This is a genomic window from Mycobacterium sp. IS-836 (genome assembly GCF_001954275.1).
Taxonomy (GTDB): Bacteria; Actinomycetota; Actinomycetes; order Mycobacteriales; family Mycobacteriaceae; genus Mycobacterium.
Genome location: NZ_MBEU01000075.1, coordinates 18603 through 36651, shown reverse-complemented (window position 1 = coordinate 36651; position 18049 = coordinate 18603). Strand labels below are relative to the sequence as shown.

The following is an 18049-nucleotide window of genomic DNA, read 5'->3' as shown; positions in this document are numbered from 1 at the left end:
AGGGTGAGCACGTGCTCGACTACATCCGCGACGCGGCGGAGATCTATCGCCAGTCGTTCGCGGCCATCCGCGCGGAGGCCGACCTATCGCGATTTCCCGACGACGTGGCACGGGTCGTGGTCCGGCTGATCCACACCTGCGGACAGGTCGATGTCGCCGAACACGTCGCCTTCACCGACGACGTCGTTGCGCGAACCAGCGCCGCCCTGCAAGGCGGCGCCCCGGTCCTGTGCGATTCGTCGATGGTGGCCGCCGGGATCACGACCGCGCGGCTGCCCGCCGACAACCAGGTCGTGTCGCTGGTGGCCGACCCCGGCGCGGCCGACCTGGCGGCTCGCCGGCAGACCACCCGCTCGGCGGCCGGCGTGGAGCTGTGGGCAGACCGGTTGGACGGGGCCGTGCTGGCGATCGGCAACGCCCCGACCGCCCTGTTCCGGCTGCTCGAACTCGTGGACGAGGGAGTGGCGCCGCCGGTCGCGGTGCTGGGCGGGCCGGTCGGATTCGTCGGCTCGGCGCAGTCCAAGCAGGAGCTGATCGAGCGTCCGCGCGGCATCTCGTATCTGGTGGTGCGCGGCCGCCGGGGCGGCAGCGCCATGGCCGCCGCGGCCGTCAACGCGATCGCGAGCAACAGCGAATGACATCTCGCGGCATGCTCTGGGGAGTCGGGCTTGGCCCCGGCGACCCGGAGTTGGTGACCGTCAAGGCCGCCCGGGTGATCGGCGAAGCGGACGTGGTGGCCTATCACAGCGCCCGGCACGGCCGCAGCATCGCGCGCGGCATCGCCGAACCGTATCTGCGGCCCGGCCAGATCGAGGAGCACCTGGTCTATCCGGTGACGACCGAGGCGACAGATCATCCCGGCGGGTACGCCGGCGCGATGGAGGACTTCTACGCCGAGGCCACCCGACGGATCGCCGCGCATCTCGACGCGGGACGCAACGTGGCGCTGCTCGCCGAGGGCGACCCGCTGTTCTACAGCTCGTACATGCACCTGCACACCCGGCTGACGGAGCGGTTCGATGCCGTCATCGTGCCGGGTGTGACGTCGGTGAGCGCGGCCTCGGCCGCCATCGCGACGCCGCTGGTGGCTGGCGACGAGGTGCTGTCGGTGCTGCCGGGCACGCTGCCGGTCGCCGAGCTGACCCGCCGGCTCGCCGACGCCGACGCCGCCGTGGTCCTCAAACTGGGCCGGTCGTATCACGCTGTGCGAGAAGCGCTTTCGGCGTCCGGACAGCTGGACGCAGCGTTCTATGTGGAGCGTGCCAGCGGCGCCGGGGAACGCATACTGCCCGCCGCCGACGTCGACGAGAACAGCGTGCCGTACTTCTCGCTGGCCATGCTGCCGGGCGGACGCCGTGGTGAACGGCAATCGGCGCGCGAGGGCACCGTCGCGGTGGTGGGCCTGGGCCCCGGCGACCTCGACTGGATGACGCCGCAGAGCCGACGCGAGCTGGCCGGCGCGACCGACCTGATCGGCTACAACGGCTACCTGGATCGCGTCCCGGTCCGCGACGGCCAGCGGCGGCACCCCAGCGACAACACCGACGAGCCGGCGCGTGCGCGGCTGGCGTGCGCGTTGGCCGAGCAGGGGCGCACCGTCGCGGTGGTGTCGTCCGGCGATCCGGGAGTTTTCGCCATGGCCACCGCCGTGTTGGAAGAGGCCAAACAATGGCCGGGGGTGCGGATCCGCGTGATTCCCGCGATGACCGCCGCGCAGGCCGTCGCCAGCCGGGTGGGCGCGCCGTTGGGCCACGACTACGCGGTGATCTCGCTGTCGGACCGGCTCAAGCCGTGGGATGTCATTTCGGCCCGGCTGGCCGCCGCGGCCGCGGCCGATCTGGTGCTGGCCATCTACAACCCGGCCTCGAAGTCGCGGACCTGGCAGGTGGCCGCGATGCGCGACGTGCTGCTCGCACACCGCGAACCCGGCACTCCGGTAGTGATCGGCCGCAGTGTTTCCGGTCCGGACGAAGACGTGCGCGTGGTGCGGCTGGCCGATCTCAACCCCGCCGAGATCGACATGCGCTGCCTGCTGATCGTCGGATCCTCGCAAACCCAGTGGTACACAGACGATTTCGGTGACCGGGTGTTCACCCCGCGTCGCTACCCGACCTAACGGAAGGAGAAGTCGATGATCGAACTGCTGCACGACGTGCCCGAGGGTGTGATCGGCATCCGCGTATCGGGCCGGCTGAGCGGTGACGAACTGCGCGAGGTCAGGCCCGCCGTCGAGGAACTGGTGAAGACCGGCGAGATCAGGATCGTTGAGGTCATCGAGCCGGACTACGAGGGCTTCGGGCCCGGCGGGTTGGTCGAAGATATCAAGCTGGGCTTGGGCACTGTGTTGCCGCATCATTCGGCGTTCAAGCGAATCGCCGTAGTGTCCGACAAGGAGTGGGTCGCCCATACCCTGCATGCGCTGGCGTGGCTGGTCCCCGGCGAGCTCGCCCTGTTCGGCCTCGACGAGCTCGAGCGCGCCAAACAGTGGGCCGCCGGCTGAAGACCTCTTTCCCTAGTCCTGGTCCCAGCTGCCCGGCATCATGGGCACGGTCGGGCCGTCGCTCAACCCGTCGCCGGTCACGGTGATCAGCCCCGCGGGCTGGGGTCCATCGGATTTGGCTGCGGCCCCGGCAAATCCGAGCGGTCCAGCGCTCTGCGCGGAAGCCCAGGCGCCCTCCGGGTCCATGAATTCGTAGCGGTATCCGAGGTCCTTGGCCGTTGCCCCGCGCCGTCGGCGGGCCCGGGCTCGCTGGTCCGCTGCCGCGGCGGCCGGTGCGTCGACGTCGTCGGGCGCCGGTTCCCCGGACTTGCGGCGCGCCCGGCTTTGGGCGCTACTGCGTCCCGACAGTCCGGACAGGCCCACGGCATACAGCGAGTCGGAGATTCCCGCGCCGATTCCGTCGGTCGCCGTCGGGCCGAAGCCAACTCCGGGTCCGCCGCCGACCGGTCCGCCACCCGACGCCGTGGCCACACTTGGCGCCGGGCTGGAAGCCGTGGCGGTGCTCGCGTTCGCCGGGGTGCTGGTGGACATTGTCGGCGTCGGAGCCGGCGTGGTGGCCATCGGCGCCGGCGGTGCCGTTGCCAACGGCACGCTTACTGCCGGCGCAGCGGCGGCGGCGGCACTCACAGCACCGGCGACAGCCGCGGCTACACCTGCGGCAGCGGCGGCGGAGACAGCCGCGATCATGACCGGGGCAAGCATTACTCCCAGCTGAGCCGCTTGTACTAAGGGCCAGACGAGCATCAACGAATGAAAGATGAACCAACCCAACGCTGTGGCCAGCGCGGGGCTCATGCCGGGAATTTGCATGAAGAAGGAGGACACCGCGTTGGCAAATGGCACCGCGTCAATGGGCCAGCCGTCGGGGTATATCTCCTTCCCGAGCGGCCAGAGGATGTTTTGGGTGAAGTCCGAAAGTGCCTTCGCTAGCTCGTCCTGCCACGAGGTGGCGGTAGGAGTCTCGGACGCCGTATTCGCTGCCGCTGCCTGGACCTCGCCGCCCGGAGTGACTATCTGCGGCGCGGGCGTCGTCGCCGGAACCGCCGCCATGGCGGATTCGCTGACGGCCTGGTAGGTGGTCATCGTCGTGGCTGCCTGTACCCACATGCGCGCGTAATCCGCTTCGTTCACCGCGATCGGGATTGTGTTGACGCCGAAGAAGTTGGTGGCGACCAGCACGGCGTGGGTGGCGTGGTTTGCCGCGAGCTCGGCCAGCGTCGGCATGGTGGCCAGCGCCGTGGTGTAGGCGGCGCCCGCCGTCGTGTGCAATGTTGCCGCCGCGGTGCTCTTGCTGGCGGTGTCGATCAGCCAGCTCAAGTAGGGGACGTGTGCCGCCACGTATTGTTCGGCGCTGGGCCCATCCCATGCGCCACCCTGCACGGCGCCCAGTAACGCGACGAGTTCGTCTGCTGCCGTGGCATATTCGGTGCCCAGGGACGTCCACGCTGCCGCCGCGGCAAACAGCGGCCCGGGTCCCGGGCCGCTGCTGAGCAATGTCGAATGCACCTCCGGCGGAAAGGCGATCCAGATCGGGGCGGTCATCGTCGGCGGCCTTCGAGCGGAAACACGGATACCTCTTCGATGAGTCTTCGTGAGTGTGAGGGTGCTTGCCTCCAGTGGTCGGTTTGCCGTGCGGTTTGGTTCCACGTCATTTTGCGGGCGCCCTTTGCGCGCGGACCGGGCATGCGCAACGATGCAGGGATGCGGTGTGACGTTGCCCGTGAGGCGCTTTCCGCGCGATTGGACGGCGAGCGTCCCCAAGTGCTCGCGCAGCAGGTCGACGCGCATCTGGAATCGTGCCGAAGTTGCCGCGCCTGGCTGATCGGTGCCGCCGTGCAGACCCGCCGGCTGGCCTCGATGGAGCCCGGCGATGCACCGGATCTCGTCGACAAGATTCTGGCGAGCGCCGCCGCCGAGTCCACCGCGTATCAGCGCGCGATGCGCTGGCTGCGATCGCACTATCGGCGCTGGGGCCTGATCGGCGTCGGCGCGTTCCAGGTCGCGATCGCCGCGGCCCAAATCAGTGGAACCAATTTCGGCATGGTGTCGATGCACATGCACGGCGCGATGTCCGGAGAGCATCTGATGCACGAGTCCACCGCGTGGCTGCTGGCGTTGGGCCTGGCGATGATGGCCGCGGGCATCTGGCCCGTCACCGCCATCGGGGTCGCGGCCATCACCGGCGTGTATTCGGTCGCGCTGTTGAGCTACGTGATCGTCGACGCATTCAACGGCGAAGTCACCGTGGCACGCATCGCCAGTCACGTGCCGGTGCTACTGGGCCTCGTGTTCACGTTGCTGGTGGCGCGGGAGCGCGCCGGGTCGCATCGGCCACGCAGGCGCGACAGCGACGCCGATGTTGAGCACCCCAGCCCGCCCACCGCGTCGGGTCATGCTCGGCGCCGTGGACACCTGTGGCCGATCAACCGGTCGTCAGGCCCCCTTGCCGCCTCTACGACAACCCGTCGTAGACTCGCCGTGCCCGCGCAACTAAGGTGGTTGGCCATGACCGCGTCAAGCGACGACGAGGCCGTTACCGAACTCGCTTTGGCGGCTGCACGCGGGAATGCGCGAGCGCTCGAGGCGTTCATCAAGGCCACCCAGCAAGACGTGTGGCGCTTTGTCACCTATCTGTCGGACGCGGGCGTAGCGGACGACCTGACGCAGGAGACGTACCTGCGGGCGATCGGGGCGATTGAACGGTTTTCCGGACGCTCCACTGCCCGAACGTGGTTGCTGGCCATCGCCCGTCGTGTCGTGGCCGATCACATCCGCCACGCCCAATCGCGGCCGCGCACGGCGCCCGGCGCCGATCCCGAGCAGGTGCTCAACGGCGACCGCCACGCCCGCGGCTTCGAAGACCTCGTCGAGGTGACGACGATGATCGCCGGCCTCACCGCCGAACAACGGGAGGCCCTGCTGCTCACCCAGCTGCTGGGGCTGCCTTACGCCGACGCCGCGGCCGTGTGCGGTTGCCCGGTGGGCACCATCCGGTCGCGGGTCGCCCGCGCCCGCGACGCGCTGCTCGCCGATGCCGAACGCGACGACCTGACCGGCTAATCCAGTCCGGCTACCCAGTCGGCCGCCTCTTGCACGGTGCCCACCGCCGTCACCCCGGCCGGCAGCGGCGGGCGCGCCACCATCACCACCGGAATGCCCAGCGCCGCAGCGGCATCCAGCTTGGCACGGGTCATGTCGCTGCCGCTGTTCTTGGTGACGAGCGCGTCGATGCGGTGCTCACGCATGATGGCCAACTCGTCGTCGTAGTGATACGGGCCGCGGGACAGCAGCAACTCGTGGTGGCGCGGCAGCGCGGTGGCGTCGGGTTCGGTCACCGTGCGGATCAAGAACCAGGCGTCGCTGCCGGCGAATGCGTTGACGCCGGAACGGCCGGTGGTGAGAAAGACACGTGAATAACGTTGCCGCGCAACGGCTTCGGCCGCCTTGCTGTCATCCGTGACGATGATCGCGTTGTTGGGGTCCCATGGCGGGCGGGCCAACACCAGGTGGGGTATCCGCAATTCGCTGCACGCTTCGCTGGCGTGGTCGGTCATGGTCGCCGCAAACGGGTGGGTGGCGTCGACGACGGCGTCGATGCGCTCCTCCTGTAGCCATCGCTTTAGGCCGTGCACACCGCCGAATCCGCCGATGCGTACCGGCCCCACCGGCAGCGCCGGGTCCGGGACCCGTCCGGCCAGCGAGCTGATGAGGTCGACCTTGGGGTGCAACGTTTTCGCCAGCGCGCGGGCCTCGGCGGTGCCGCCGAGCAGCAGCACCCGCATCAGTGTGGGCCTTTGGCGCGGCGGGCGGCCGAATACAAGTAGCTATCGGTGAATCCCTCGGCCGCCAGCACGTCGCCCACGATGATGACGGCTGTCTTGGTGATGGCGGCGTCTCGCATTTGCCCGGCGATGTCGGCAAGGGTGCCTTTCAGCACGCTCTGGCGCGGCCAGCTGGCGAAAGCCACTACCGCGGTGGGTGTTTCGGGTCGGTAACCGCTTTTTAGTAGCTGCTCGACGATGGCGTCGATCTGCGCTGCGGCCAGGTGCAGGACGAGGGTGCCGCCGGATTGGGCGAGGGTGTGTAGGTCTTCGCCGGGCGGCATGGGCGTCGACAGGGTGGACACCCGGGTCAGGGTCACCGTCTGCGCGACGCCGGGGACGGTGAGTTCGCGTCTGAGCGCGGCCGCGGCTGCGGCGAAAGCCGGTACGCCCGGGACGATTTCGTAGTCGATGCCCAGCGCGTCGAGCCGGCGGCACTGTTCGGCGAGCGCGCTGTAGAGTGACGGGTCGCCGGAGTGCAGCCGCGCAATGTCGTGGCCCGCTTCGTGCGCGAGTTTGAGTTCGGCGATGATCTGGTCGAGCGTCAACGGGCCGGTGTCAATGATTTTCGCGTCGGGCGGGCAGAGGGCGAGCAGCTCGTCGGGCATGATCGAACCGGCGTAGAGGCATGTTCGGCATCGCTCGAGCAGGCGCTGTCCGCGGACGGTGATCAGGTCGGCCGCCCCGGGGCCGGCTCCGATGAAGTACACCGTCACAGTTTTGTCACCGCCCACTGTGTGACCGGATGCTGCGGGCGCCATCCGGTGAAGCCGCCCAGCGGCTCGCCCCGATAGTGTTGGAAGCGGCGCAGCTGGCCGCCAAGGCGTGAATATGCCTGCAACAGGACGGTTTCGGACTCGGTGGTGACGGTGTTGGCGACCAGCCTGCCCCCGCTGGGCAGGTTGTCGAGGCACGCGTCGAGCAGACCCGGCTGCGTCAGGCCGCCGCCGATGAAGATCACCGACGGCGGTGGGGCGCCGTCGAACGTGTCCGGGGCTTCACCGCGCACGTCGATTTCCACGCCGGACGCGGCGGCGTTGGATTCGATGTTGAGGCGGCGTTGCTCGTCGCGTTCGAAAGCCACCGCACTGCAACCCTTCCAGCGCAGGCACCACTCGACCGCGATGCTGCCCGAGCCCGCGCCGACGTCCCAGAGCCGCTCGCCCGGCCGCGGCCGCAGGGCCGCCAAAGTCACCGCGCGGATTCCGTATTTGGTGATCTGCCCGTCGTGAGCGAACGCGTCGTCGTGCAGCGGTGACACGCGTTCGTCGGGCAGGTAACGGACGGCGATGACGTTGAGATCGTCGATGTCTGTGGGCGCGTCGTTGGCCCACTGGCGCGCGGTGCCGTTGCGACGGCGTTCGGTTGGGCCGCCGAGATTTTCGAGCACGCTGCATTCGGACTCGCCCCGGCCGTGGGTGTTCAGTTCTACCGCCAGCGCTTTCGGTGTGGACGCGTTCTTGGACAACACGATCGCCTGGCCGCCCCGGCGCACCGCCGTGTGTGGCGGCGCGGTGACCAGGCTGATCACCTCGGTGTCGTGAACGTTCCAGCCCATGCGCGCGCACGCCAGCGTCACCGCTGAGACGTGCGGCAGCACCCGCACCCTCTCGGTGCCGTACAGGCGGATCAGGGTGCCGCCGATGCCGTGCGTCAGCGGGTCGCCGCTGGCGACGACGTGGATGTCGTCGTCGAGCGGCAGTGCTTCGAGCGCTGGCAGCAGCGGCGACGGCCACTCCCGGCGGGCGGCGGACACGGTGTCGTCGAGCAGGGCGAGTTGTCGTTTTGCGCCGTAAATGATTGTTGCCCTTTGTAATTCGGTGTGCGATGCCGGGGCCAGCCCCGCCATACCGTCGGCGCCGATACCGACCACGGTGATCATCGCGGCATCCTTCGCCAGACGAATCGCGGCAGCAGCCGCATCACGACAGACGCGGGCCCCAGCGCCCACGGGATCCACACCGTGCGCCGGCGCTTGGCGAGCGCACGCGCGGTCGCGGCGGCCACCTTTTGCGGGGTGGTCGGCAGCGGCGCGGGTGTCATGCCCTGCGTCATGCGCCCGACGACGAACCCCGGCCGGGCGATGAGCAGGTGCACCCCGGTGCCGTGCAGCGCGTCGGCCAGGCCGCTGGCAAAGCCATCCAGGCCTGCCTTCGCCGAGCCGTAGACGTAGTTGGCGCGGCGCACGCGCGCTCCGGCGATCGAGGAGAACACGACCAGCGCTCCTGCGCCGGCCGTCCGCATGGCGGCGGCCAGATGCGTGAGCATGCTGACCTGGGCGACGTAGTCGGTCTGGACGATGGAGATCGCGTGGGCGGCGTCGGCCTCGGCGCGGGCCTGGTCGCCGAGGACCCCGAAGGCCAGCACCGCGGTGCCGATGGGGCCGTGGTCGGCGACGATCGAGGCGACCAGCGGGCCGTGCGAGGCGAGGTCGTCGGCGTCGAATTCCCTGGTGTGCACCGCCGCGGCCCCTGCTTTGGTCAGCGTCGCCACCTGCTCGTCGAGCTGATCTGCTCGGCGCGCGGCCAGGATCACCGTCCTTTCCGGGGCGAGGCACCGCGCGAGTTCGATGCCGATCTCGCTGCGGCCGCCCAGAATTAGTACCGGACCTGCGCCCGTGTCATCCACGGCTGCGATTATGACCTGCGCTAGCGTGGGCGTTGATGGCGAACACCACTACGCGGCTCACGGACGACGCTCTGGCGTTTCTGTCCGAACGTCATCTGGCGATGCTGACCACGCTTCGCGCCGACAATTCACCGCATGTGGTGGCCGTGGGTTTCACCTTCGATCCCAAGACGCATATCGCGCGGGTGATCACCACTGGCGGTTCTCAGAAGGCCGTCAACGCCGACCGTGGCGGGGTGGCGGTGCTCAGCCAGGTTGATGGGGCTCGGTGGCTGTCGCTGGAGGGCCGGTCCAAGGTCAACAGCGATGTCGACGCCGTGCGCGACGCCGAGCTGCGCTACGCCCAGCGCTATCGGACCCCCCGGGCCAACCCGCGACGGGTGGTCATCGAGGTGCAGGTGGAGAGGGTGCTGGGGTCGTCGGATCTGCTCGACCGTAGCGAGTAAGTCAGGCGTTCGGCGCGTCGGCCGTCCCTCGTGGCGGCGCAGGGCCAAGTGAATTGACCGCCATCAAAGCCGTCGTTAGCCTCACAATCAGCGGACGTGGGGGCACAATATTGGTCGGACCTGCAGCATTCGGTGACCGAAAATGCTGATAGCTGAGGAAGGGTAGCGATGATGGTCGGCACTGGTTTGGCTGCGCCTGGCAGTGAACCGGTCGCGCTGCGCGAGCGACCATCGGTGCGTAATTCGGCTGATCATCCTTTCAACCTGTTCTGCGGCACAGTGCCCAGGAGGGCGTGATGGGTGGGGGCGACGGCAGGATCCAAATAATTCTCGATCAGCTCGCACAGCTGAGCGATTCGCCGCCGCCGCCCGGCATCCCGCCCGATCCGCTTGCTACGGGGCGCTCGTACATCAGCCAACTGCTGAAAATCCTTGGCATGGCGTCAAATAGCGGCGATCCCGGTGACATGACGGCCGCGCAAGCCGGGTATGACGAGCGTGGCATGAAAACCGGTGACGCCCTTACCAAATTCCCTGCCAACGAAGCAGATTCGTCGGCGAAGCTGGCCGCTTCGGGCGGTCAAAACGAGATGTCACAGATGCTTCAGCAGATCCCGCAGATGGCGTCCGGCCTTGCCGGCAGCCTCTCGGGTGCCCTCGGGGGCTTGCTGCAACCGCTGGGTCAGATGACGCAGCAGGTCGCTCAGATCGGGCAGCAAGCGATGCAGGCAGGTATGAGCGGGCTTCAGCATGGTGCGGGAACGGCGGCGACAGGCGAGGCCATTCCCGGTGAATTGCTCGGGGCCAAAGGCGGTGCTGGTGAGCTTGGCGGCGGCGGCGGCGGTCTTGGCGGTGGCCTGGGCACCACGCCTACCGCGATGCTTGGGCCGCTTCCCGCCCCGTCCGCCGGTACCGAGCCCGCCTCGGCTCATAGCGCTACGTCGCCGCCAGCCAACGCGTCGACACAGCCCACGGTGCAAAGAGGCGCCATGGGCGCGATGCCGATGATGCCGCCGGGCGCCATGCACGGCGCAGGCGGGACGGGTAGCGATGCGAAGGCCGACACCAAACGCATTGTTGCGCCGTCCGTAAAGAACGGCGCCCCCGTGCAGGGTCGTATCACGACGCCCCCGCCAACCCCCGAGGTGACCAAACGCAGTGAGGGCAAACCGATTGCGAGTCGGCGCATCCTTCTGCCCGACCACAAGCGCGACGACGACGCGGAGTCAAGCCGCTAGCGGAAGTCGGCGCTGAGCGTCTGGTTCGGCGCTAACTGTCGAGCTCCGAATCCCAGGACTAGTTTTCCTACAAGCCGCGGCAACGCCTGATCATCGACAACGGCATCTGAGCTCGCCGCTACGCGGGTGCATCACTGGGCGGGGTCAACCAAAACGCCGGCGACAGAGACTACCGCGACGACAGATGAACGATACGATCCACGACGTGTCGAACCCGTTTGAGCCGTCCGCTGTGCCACCAGCTTGGCCACCTGGTATGCCGCCCCGCCTCAAGCGCCCCACGCCCTGGCTAGCTCTCGTCTCTCTCCTAGTTGCGGTGTTAGCGATGGGCGTTGCGATTGGTGCATGGTTTCGCCCAGCGCCGGACAACAGGCCACCGCCTGCCGCACCCGCTCCCTCTTATACCGACCAACAAGTCGCACAAGCCAAAACGAAGGTCTGTTCCGCCTATGACAAAGTGCATCGCGCACTTGTGCTGAGTTCGGCCCGAAGCGGCGGAACTGATCCAACCGCAATCCTTGGCGTTGCAACCAGTGGGCGCCAAGTCCTCGATGGGGGCAGCCGTTATCTCATAACTACGCTCTCCGAAGAACCGGCAACGTCGCCTGAACTCGCCGGAGCAATTCGAAATCTTGCTAATGCATACCAAGAATTGGCGATTAGTTATCTTGACGGTCTGACGAATTCTGACGCTGAAGTACGCCCCATCCTACAAGCTGCGGACGATGCCACGGCCAAAATCGACCGACTTTGCAAATGATCAACATGCCTTCGAGCGAATGAAGGTGACTAGCAATACTGCTGGTTGACGATACGATCAAGACGTGTCGGATCTTCCCCCGCCTCCAACTGCTCCACCCGCCCCCCCGGCGTGGCTAGGTGCGATGCCACCTAGGCAGAGGCGGCAGTGGCCCATGTTTGCATTTCTGGTGGTCGCCCCCCTGGTGACACTCGGAGTCGCTATCGTCGGGTGGTTTCGACCCATGCCGGCCAAGACCCCACCACCACCGACGTACACCAACCAACAGATCGCCGACGCCAGGACAAAGGTATGTGCTGCATACGAAAAGGTGCACAATGCGGTTAAGGCGAGTTCATCTCGGGATCAGGGCACCGATCCAACCGCCCAACTAGCGTTCGCGGTAAATGGTCAGCTAGCACCGCTCGCTGGAAGCGAATATCTGCGGACCACACTATCTGCACAGCCAGCGAATCCAACTGAACTCGCAAACACCGTCCGGACATATACGGACCTTTTTCAAGAGCTCGTAGTTGACTATGAGACTAGCATGCCCGATTTGGAAATGGCGCCAACTCTGCACGATGCTGACGAGACGACATTAACAATTGAAAGGCTCTGCAAGTGAGCCCGTTTCCTCCGGGAGAATGGTCATTTTTGCTCGTCGGTGACCAGTGGCCTGACGACCAAGACCTGATGGCACTTTCACATGGCAAGATTAATCGCGGAAATATTAAGACCGGCTTTATCAATTTTGCAGAAGCGCTACGCTATGCCCAAGCCGGACCGCTGGCTGAACAGCATGGCTATACGGCTGATGATCTCCGCAACGCTTTCCAGCGGGGTGAAGATCAAGCACGCCAAGTTGCTGAAAAGAACGGTGTCAAAGAGAGCGCGTATGGCACCGCCTACGACAGCATGCAAAGCCTCCAGCACGATCTGACCAATTTGGCCAACGAGGGTAATCAACGGATCAAAGAAATCCAGGACTCCAAAGAGCCTGTGGCAGCCAAGGTGCCGCAAATCGTGGCTGCAATAAACCAGTATCGCGCCCTGGCTAATCTTGCTGCCGCGAAATACAGCGGCAACGTCTTGGATGCGATGCAGCGGATCCTGGACGAGGAGGCCACCGGGCAGTCAGCTCGTCAGTTCGCGCAAGCCCACGGCCTTGATGTCGGCAAGATGTTCCGACAACCGGAGGGCCAGGGGAACCTCGAAGAGCAGGTGCGAAACGTATTGGCAGGGTCCGGCCCAACAGCAAGCCTCACTGGCAACAGCGGGACAGCACCAGGAAACGCGCCTGTGCCCGATCCGCTTTCGCCAGGCGGCGGAACGGAAGGCCTCACTAGCAACGTCGTGACAACCCCAAAGCCGCCTTCGCCGTTACCACCGGGTCATATGCAGGCGGGCGGGTCAACCGCGGGACTTACCGACAATCTCGGGGGCGCGCCACCAGTTAGGGCGGCGCCCCCGCCTGTGGTAACTCCATCGCCGCCACCAGTCGCAACCCCGCATGTTCCCGGGACGCCGACGATGTCGGCTCCCGGGGTTCCCAGTGCAGGCGGGAGCTCACAGCTAGCCGGATCTCCCGTCTCACCCTTAACCGGCGGCACGCCAATGGCACCGACGGGCCCTGTGCAAGGCACGACCCCGGCGCAATTGATGCAGAGCTTCGACCAGGGACTGCAGACGGGCGCGCCGTTGTCGAATGCAGCCGGTGCGATTCCGCCTCCCCAGATGGCGCCGACAGACCCGGCGGCCGCCACGACCCCGTCGGCCGGCGCCAGCGTGGGTGTCCCGGCAACCGCGCAGGCGTTCGATGCACCAGCTCCCGTCGCGCACGCGCCAACGGCCGACACGACTCCGGCGCCGCAGGTAGTGGCGGGGCCAGCCACCACGGGAGGACCGATTGCAGCCGCGCCCCCGCCGTCGGGCCCTCTCCCCGCGTACGCCTCCGACATCAGACCTTCGATCTCAGCAGCCACAGCACCCTCGGCGCCGCCGAGCGCACCGCCTTCGACGACGCCAGCCTCGGCGCCCGTCCATCCGACAGCCGGGCAGGCCACGCCGGCCCAACCGACCGTGGTGCGTCGAGAAGCCGTGCCGATGCCGCCATCCTCACCGTCGAGCCTTGGATCCCAGGCCGTCGCGGCCACGGCGACCGGCGCGGTTGCGGGCGCGGCATCGGCCAACGCCACCGCGAGGGCCCGCTTGCAGCGACTGGTCTTCGCCGTCGCCCGCCAACAGCCCCGGCTGGCCTGGGCGGCCGGTGACCGCCCCGACAACACCACCGTGCTGGCAACCGATCTGGCCAGCGGCTGGATCCCCCCGGGCATCGATCTCCCATCCGCGGTCAAGCTGCTGCCACCCGAACGGCGCCGAGGCGATCTCGAGGCTCTCCTCGGCGAAGTCAGCGTCGCCGCCGGCTACACACCCATCCACCACATCTCCGAGGACGACGAACCAGTCGTTACGTCGCCGCGTGCCCGCCGCCTGCCCGACATCGACGAACTCGGCTGGGAGCTCAACCAAGCCACCCAATGGCGCGACGGCCTGCCGCGGCTTGCCCACACGCTGGCCAAAGCGGCATCCGCGGGCACCGGTGTGCTGGACAAGGAAGTCGACCAGCTGCACGAGCACCTGGCGACGATCAGCGCCCGCGTCCTCGACAACTATCCGGACCACGTGGATCCCAACGACATTGGCAACTGGCAGCTGCTGGCCGCCATCGATGCACTCATCACCGGCGACAAGACATCCGCCAACTATCACCTCGCGTGGTTCAAGGCCTGCACCACAACCACAATCGGCCAAGCCCTGCGCTGAGTAACCCCGCCAGCAAGGTGAATTGACCAGCAAATCCTCCGTATTAGAGTTACTCCTGTTCGAAAGGGATTAGCGATGGAAGTCGACACCGGATTGCTGCACTCGGGGGGCAACGAGTCGCACCGCGCGGGTGGGCACGCCCAGGAGGCGGCCGGTCACCTGTCGCGCGGGCCGCTGGCGCCCGGGATGTTCGGCCAGTTCGCCGCGGCCGAATCGTTTCACGAAGCGGTCACATCGGCGCATGCTCAGCATGTGAAAACCCTGCAGGCACATCAAGAAACGCTGACGACTGTCGGCAAGAACGCACACCTGGCCGCCAACGGCTTCACGGACATGGAAGAGCACAACGCCGCGCAGCTGCGAGCGGTGCGACCCAGCTCTGCCACACTCGGTTAGCGAGCCGGCTCCCCCAATGTGATTCGGTGGCGTCCCGGTGACACCGCCACGGTCGATCCCGCCGGCTCACCGTCGAGTCGCACCTCAACCCCGGCGGGTAGTTCGCCGAGCGTGATCCGCGCGGCGGAGTCGGTGGCGACCGTTATCGTCGACGACGGCAACGACGCCAGCCCGGCGCGCCGCAGATCCACTGAGAGACTGGCAACCCCACTCAATCGCAATGTCAGATACGGCAGCGGGTCGACGGGTAATCCCACGCGCCAATCCAGCTCGCTGTACAACCCGGGCGAAGGCTCGAAGTTGAGGATGACGCCGCGGCGATGCCGAACGGTGTGCGTGGGATCGGGCCGGGCATACGACCGTGCATCCACCGACGCTACCGCCCCGCGCCGAGCGGCAACCGCTGTATCCGCTGTCAGGTCCGAGAGCCACCACGCCCGGTCAGGCCCGATACCCAGGTCGGTCCGCACCAGCTGCGGATACCACGCGAACGTGATGTGTCCCGGATCAGCTTGGCGCACACCGGTTCCCATGTGGGCGATCGGATCCTCGAACTTGTCCTGAAACACCCAGGCGATGTGGTCCTCGAACGGATACACGGTGAACCGGTGGCGGTAGCCGAGGCGGTCGAGTTCGAGCACCTGCTCGGCTGCCGAGGCGAACGGCACCAGTTCGTCGACCAGCCCGTGTGCAATGACATACGGCAGCCAGCGGGCGTTCACCAGTAACTTCCACGTGTCGCCCTCGCGGGCGCACGGCGAATCCGGATCCAGGTCGGCCGGAATGTCGACATCGGGCAGCAGGCGCACGCCGCACGTCGGCGGGCCGGCGAGCACGACGGCCTGCGCGAACACCTCCGGATAGCTCAGCCCGAACTTGTAGGCGGCATAGCCGCCCATCGAATAACCCGACACCACAGTGCGATTGGGATCGGTACCCAGCTGTTCGGCCACCCGCGCCCACACTTCCCACACGTCGAGCTCGCCGGTGTCGAAGTACCAGGTCGACGGGCCCCGGGCCAGCGGCGTGACCACCACCGAATTGCGGCCCTCGCACACCTCGTGCAGCAGCCGCGGATCGATCGCGGCAAACTGGCTCTGCCCCAACGCAAGCGAGTGCAGCAGCAGGGTCAACGGCAGGCCAGGCGCATACGTCGAAGGCAGGCATACCGCATACGGCTGAACCCGGCCGAGGAATTGCGGCTTGGTGCTCAAGATATTTTCCGCCGCCCAGCCTTGTTCCACGCCCTGCCCGAGCTCGACCGAGGACACGTACCACCGTGTCGATGGGCCGGTGATCACAGGTTCGGGCGTGGTTTCGCCCGCCGCCAGCTGCTCCCACTGCACGGTCACCGCAAACTCCGACACGTCGCCCCGCGTCAGGGCCGCGGCCTGGGCGGCATCCGACCAGAAGTTCAGGTGCGGCGGCTCCTGCGCGTTGGTGCGAAACGCCACGTTGTAGACGTTGGGTTGTCCGGGCAGCGCGCCATGCCCGGCGGGCACGTCTGCGAACCCGTCCCCCGCAGCGTTGGCCAAACCCGCGACCAGCCGCACCGTCCAGCTGCCGGCCGGCTCGACCGACGTCCGGGGAACCTGCGCCACGAACGAGCGCGATGCCATATCGACGCTCTGCTGCACACGTGTCCTAACACCAGTGGTCAGGTCGATCAGCGCCGCGCCGCAGCCCGAGACCAGCAGGGCCCGGTCGATACCCGGCGAGCGCACGCCCGCCCCAGCCGGCCACTGCTCCGGCGCCGACCGGCTCGGGTCGGTATCGAAGGCGAACAGCGCGATCGGCACCGAGGCGTCCACCAGCGTGTTCCAGTCGATCCGCCACCACGTGTGGGTCTCGGTGAGCCCGATGGCCACGCGAAAGATGTCGGCGCCGTTGCCGGCCGCGGGACCGTCGGGATAGACGTAGGTGCCGCGCGGCGGCGCCTGAATCTTCAGGTCGCCGACCGGCAGGCCCGTCGCGCCGTGGTCGTCGTAGAGGAAGTCGGTCCAGAATAGGGCGCCGCCGGCGACGCGACCGCTACCGCAGGTGCGCGGGAAGTCCTCACCGAACGGCCATCCGGCCGGCGCCGGAAGTTGAGGCTCGGGCCGACGCGCCGCGGGCGGCGCCCCCTCGGGCATGCCGTCGACCACGATGAGCTCGGCCGGCGGCGCCGGTGGGGGCGAGACGGGGTGCAACACCGCGTCGGTGACGTGTCGTGCAATGCGGATCGGAAGCAGGGCTAGGTCCAGGATTGACACCACGCCCAACCTACGCGCACGGCCACTACGGCACTGGTACGACGACCAACTCGTGCGGCTGATTGTTGACGGCCAACGCGCCGTCCTCGGTCACCACGACGATGTCTTCGATGCGGGCGCCCCAGCGGTCGGGAAAGTAGATGCCCGGCTCGATGGAAAACGCCATTCCCGCGGCCAGCGGAAGGTCATTGCCCGCGACGATGTAAGGCTCTTCGTGAACCGAGAGGCCAATGCCGTGCCCGGTGCGGTGCACGAAGAACTCCGCGAGCCCGGCCTGGGCCAGTACGTCGCGGGCGGCGGCGTCGACCTGCTCGGCCGTCAGCCCCGGACGCACCGCGTCGAACGCCGCGCGCTGGGCCCGCTTCAGCACCGAATAGTGTTCGGCCACATCGGATTTAGGTTCGCCGATGCTGTAGGTGCGGGTGCAGTCCGAGTGGTAGCCGGGCTCGTAGGCTCCCCCGATGTCGACGACGACGATGTCGCCGACCTGCAGTTCACGATCCGAATAACCGTGGTGGGGGTCGGCGCCGTGTGGACCGGAGCCGACGATGATGAATGCCACATCCGAATGCCCTTCGGCCACAATGGCTTCGGCGATGTCGGCGGCGACGTCGGCCTCGGTGCGGCCCGGCCGCAGAAACTCCGGCACCCGCGCATGCACCCGGTCGATGGCCGAGCCGGCCTTGCGCAGCGCGTCGATCTCGCACTCCTCCTTGACCATCCGCAGCCCGCGCAGGACGCCGGTGGCCAGCACCGGCAACACGCCGAGCACACCGGCCAGCGGCAACAGATGCGCCGCCGGCATGGAATCGGTGACGGCCGTCGCGACCGTGCCGCCACCCAGCGCGGCGCCCACCAACCGGTACGGATCGTCGCCGTCGACCCAATCACGCACCGCCAGGCCGAGTTCCGCAATCGCCGATGCCCGCAACGACGCCAACTCCAGCCGCGGCACCACGACCGTCGGCGCACCGGAGGCCGGCAGCACCAGAGCGGTGAGCCGCTCGAACGTCTGGGCCCGCGACCCGACGAGGTAGCGCAGGTCGTAGCCCGGGGTGATCACCAGGCCGGCCAGCCCGGCGTCGGCGGTCGCGGCGGCCGCGGCGGCCAGCCGGCGGGCATACACCGCGGCGTCGAATCGGTCAGAATCCATGGCAGCCAGGCTAACCCGCGTCGGCGTTCGGCGGCGTGAGACCATAGCCG

General features: G+C 67.6%; 15 protein-coding genes and 1 pseudogene. 9 read left to right on the top strand and 7 right to left on the bottom strand.

Annotated elements, in window-relative coordinates; all coding sequences use genetic code 11:
- The first annotated feature begins 11 nt into the window (after window positions 1–11).
- From A5747_RS21225 to A5747_RS21215, 3 genes are read left to right on the top strand one after another with little or no spacing between them, the layout of a single operon-like run.
- A complete protein-coding gene (locus A5747_RS21225; RefSeq protein WP_076127986.1) occupies window positions 12–638 on the top strand; it encodes a precorrin-8X methylmutase in 627 nt (208 codons plus the stop codon).
- Window positions 635–2116 (top strand): precorrin-2 C(20)-methyltransferase, encoded by a 1482-nt coding sequence (locus tag A5747_RS21220; RefSeq protein WP_076127984.1) that lies wholly within the window; start codon window positions 635–637, stop codon window positions 2114–2116. Before A5747_RS21225 ends, A5747_RS21220 begins: the two co-directional genes overlap by 4 nt.
- 15 nt (window positions 2117–2131) lie before the next feature.
- Window positions 2132–2500 carry an STAS/SEC14 domain-containing protein gene (locus A5747_RS21215; protein WP_076127981.1) on the top strand — a complete coding sequence of 123 codons (369 nt, stop codon included), beginning with the start codon at window positions 2132–2134 and terminating at the stop codon, window positions 2498–2500.
- 12 nt (window positions 2501–2512) lie between these two features.
- Here the strand turns inward: A5747_RS21215 and A5747_RS21210 are convergent, their stop codons facing one another.
- Window positions 2513–4042: a PPE family protein gene (locus A5747_RS21210; protein WP_076127979.1), complete on the bottom strand. Its 1530-nt coding sequence runs from the start codon at window positions 4040–4042 to the stop codon at window positions 2513–2515.
- On the opposite strand from A5747_RS21210, the pseudogene A5747_RS25560 reads away from it, so the two are divergent.
- Window positions 4001–4831, top strand: a pseudogene (locus A5747_RS25560) (DUF2275 domain-containing protein); the annotation flags it as partial. The gene A5747_RS21210 and the pseudogene A5747_RS25560 overlap by 42 nt on opposite strands.
- Window positions 4832–5005: 174 nt before the next feature.
- Window positions 5006–5560, top strand: coding sequence for an RNA polymerase sigma factor SigC (gene sigC, locus A5747_RS25555; RefSeq protein ID WP_233148105.1), 555 nt, complete (start codon window positions 5006–5008; stop codon window positions 5558–5560).
- Here sigC and A5747_RS21200 read toward each other — a convergent pair.
- From A5747_RS21200 to A5747_RS21185, 4 genes are read right to left on the bottom strand one after another with little or no spacing between them, the layout of a single operon-like run.
- Window positions 5557–6285 (bottom strand): cobalt-precorrin-6A reductase, encoded by a 729-nt coding sequence (locus A5747_RS21200; protein ID WP_142245672.1) that lies wholly within the window; start codon window positions 6283–6285, stop codon window positions 5557–5559. The genes sigC and A5747_RS21200 overlap by 4 nt on opposite strands.
- The gene (gene cobM / locus A5747_RS21195; RefSeq protein ID WP_076127973.1) at window positions 6282–7037 is read right to left on the bottom strand and encodes a precorrin-4 C(11)-methyltransferase; all 756 of its coding nucleotides are present in this window, start codon (window positions 7035–7037) and stop codon (window positions 6282–6284) included. The genes A5747_RS21200 and cobM overlap by 4 nt, the downstream gene beginning before the upstream one ends.
- Window positions 7034–8203 (bottom strand): precorrin-6y C5,15-methyltransferase (decarboxylating) subunit CbiE, encoded by a 1170-nt coding sequence (gene cbiE, locus A5747_RS21190; RefSeq protein ID WP_076127971.1) that lies wholly within the window; start codon window positions 8201–8203, stop codon window positions 7034–7036. Before cbiE ends, cobM begins: the two co-directional genes overlap by 4 nt.
- Entirely contained in the window at window positions 8200–8949 is a 750-nt protein-coding gene (locus A5747_RS21185) for an SDR family NAD(P)-dependent oxidoreductase (protein ID WP_076127969.1), read from the bottom strand. Before A5747_RS21185 ends, cbiE begins: the two co-directional genes overlap by 4 nt.
- 35 nt (window positions 8950–8984) lie before the next feature.
- On the opposite strand from A5747_RS21185, the gene A5747_RS21180 reads away from it, so the two are divergent.
- From A5747_RS21180 to A5747_RS21155, 4 genes are all read left to right on the top strand, one after another.
- Entirely contained in the window at window positions 8985–9395 is a 411-nt protein-coding gene (locus A5747_RS21180; protein ID WP_076058517.1) for a F420-dependent biliverdin reductase, read from the top strand.
- A gap of 296 nt (window positions 9396–9691) precedes the next feature.
- A complete protein-coding gene (locus tag A5747_RS24955) occupies window positions 9692–10633 on the top strand; it encodes a hypothetical protein (RefSeq protein WP_233148100.1) in 942 nt (313 codons plus the stop codon).
- Between the two features lie 2845 nt (window positions 10634–13478).
- The gene (locus tag A5747_RS21160; protein ID WP_076127965.1) at window positions 13479–14198 is read left to right on the top strand and encodes a DUF5631 domain-containing protein; all 720 of its coding nucleotides are present in this window, start codon (window positions 13479–13481) and stop codon (window positions 14196–14198) included.
- A gap of 75 nt (window positions 14199–14273) precedes the next feature.
- Window positions 14274–14594: a DUF2563 family protein gene (locus tag A5747_RS21155; protein WP_076127963.1), complete on the top strand. Its 321-nt coding sequence runs from the start codon at window positions 14274–14276 to the stop codon at window positions 14592–14594.
- Here A5747_RS21155 and A5747_RS21150 read toward each other — a convergent pair.
- Together A5747_RS21150 and A5747_RS21145 are read right to left on the bottom strand one after the other, a co-directional pair.
- Window positions 14591–16846 (bottom strand): alpha/beta hydrolase-fold protein, encoded by a 2256-nt coding sequence (locus tag A5747_RS21150; RefSeq protein WP_076128234.1) that lies wholly within the window; start codon window positions 16844–16846, stop codon window positions 14591–14593. The genes A5747_RS21155 and A5747_RS21150 overlap by 4 nt on opposite strands.
- Window positions 16847–16871: 25 nt before the next feature.
- Window positions 16872–17999, bottom strand: a complete 1128-nt coding sequence (locus A5747_RS21145; RefSeq protein ID WP_076128232.1) for a Xaa-Pro peptidase family protein — start codon at window positions 17997–17999, stop codon at window positions 16872–16874.
- Window positions 18000–18049 lie beyond the last annotated feature (50 nt).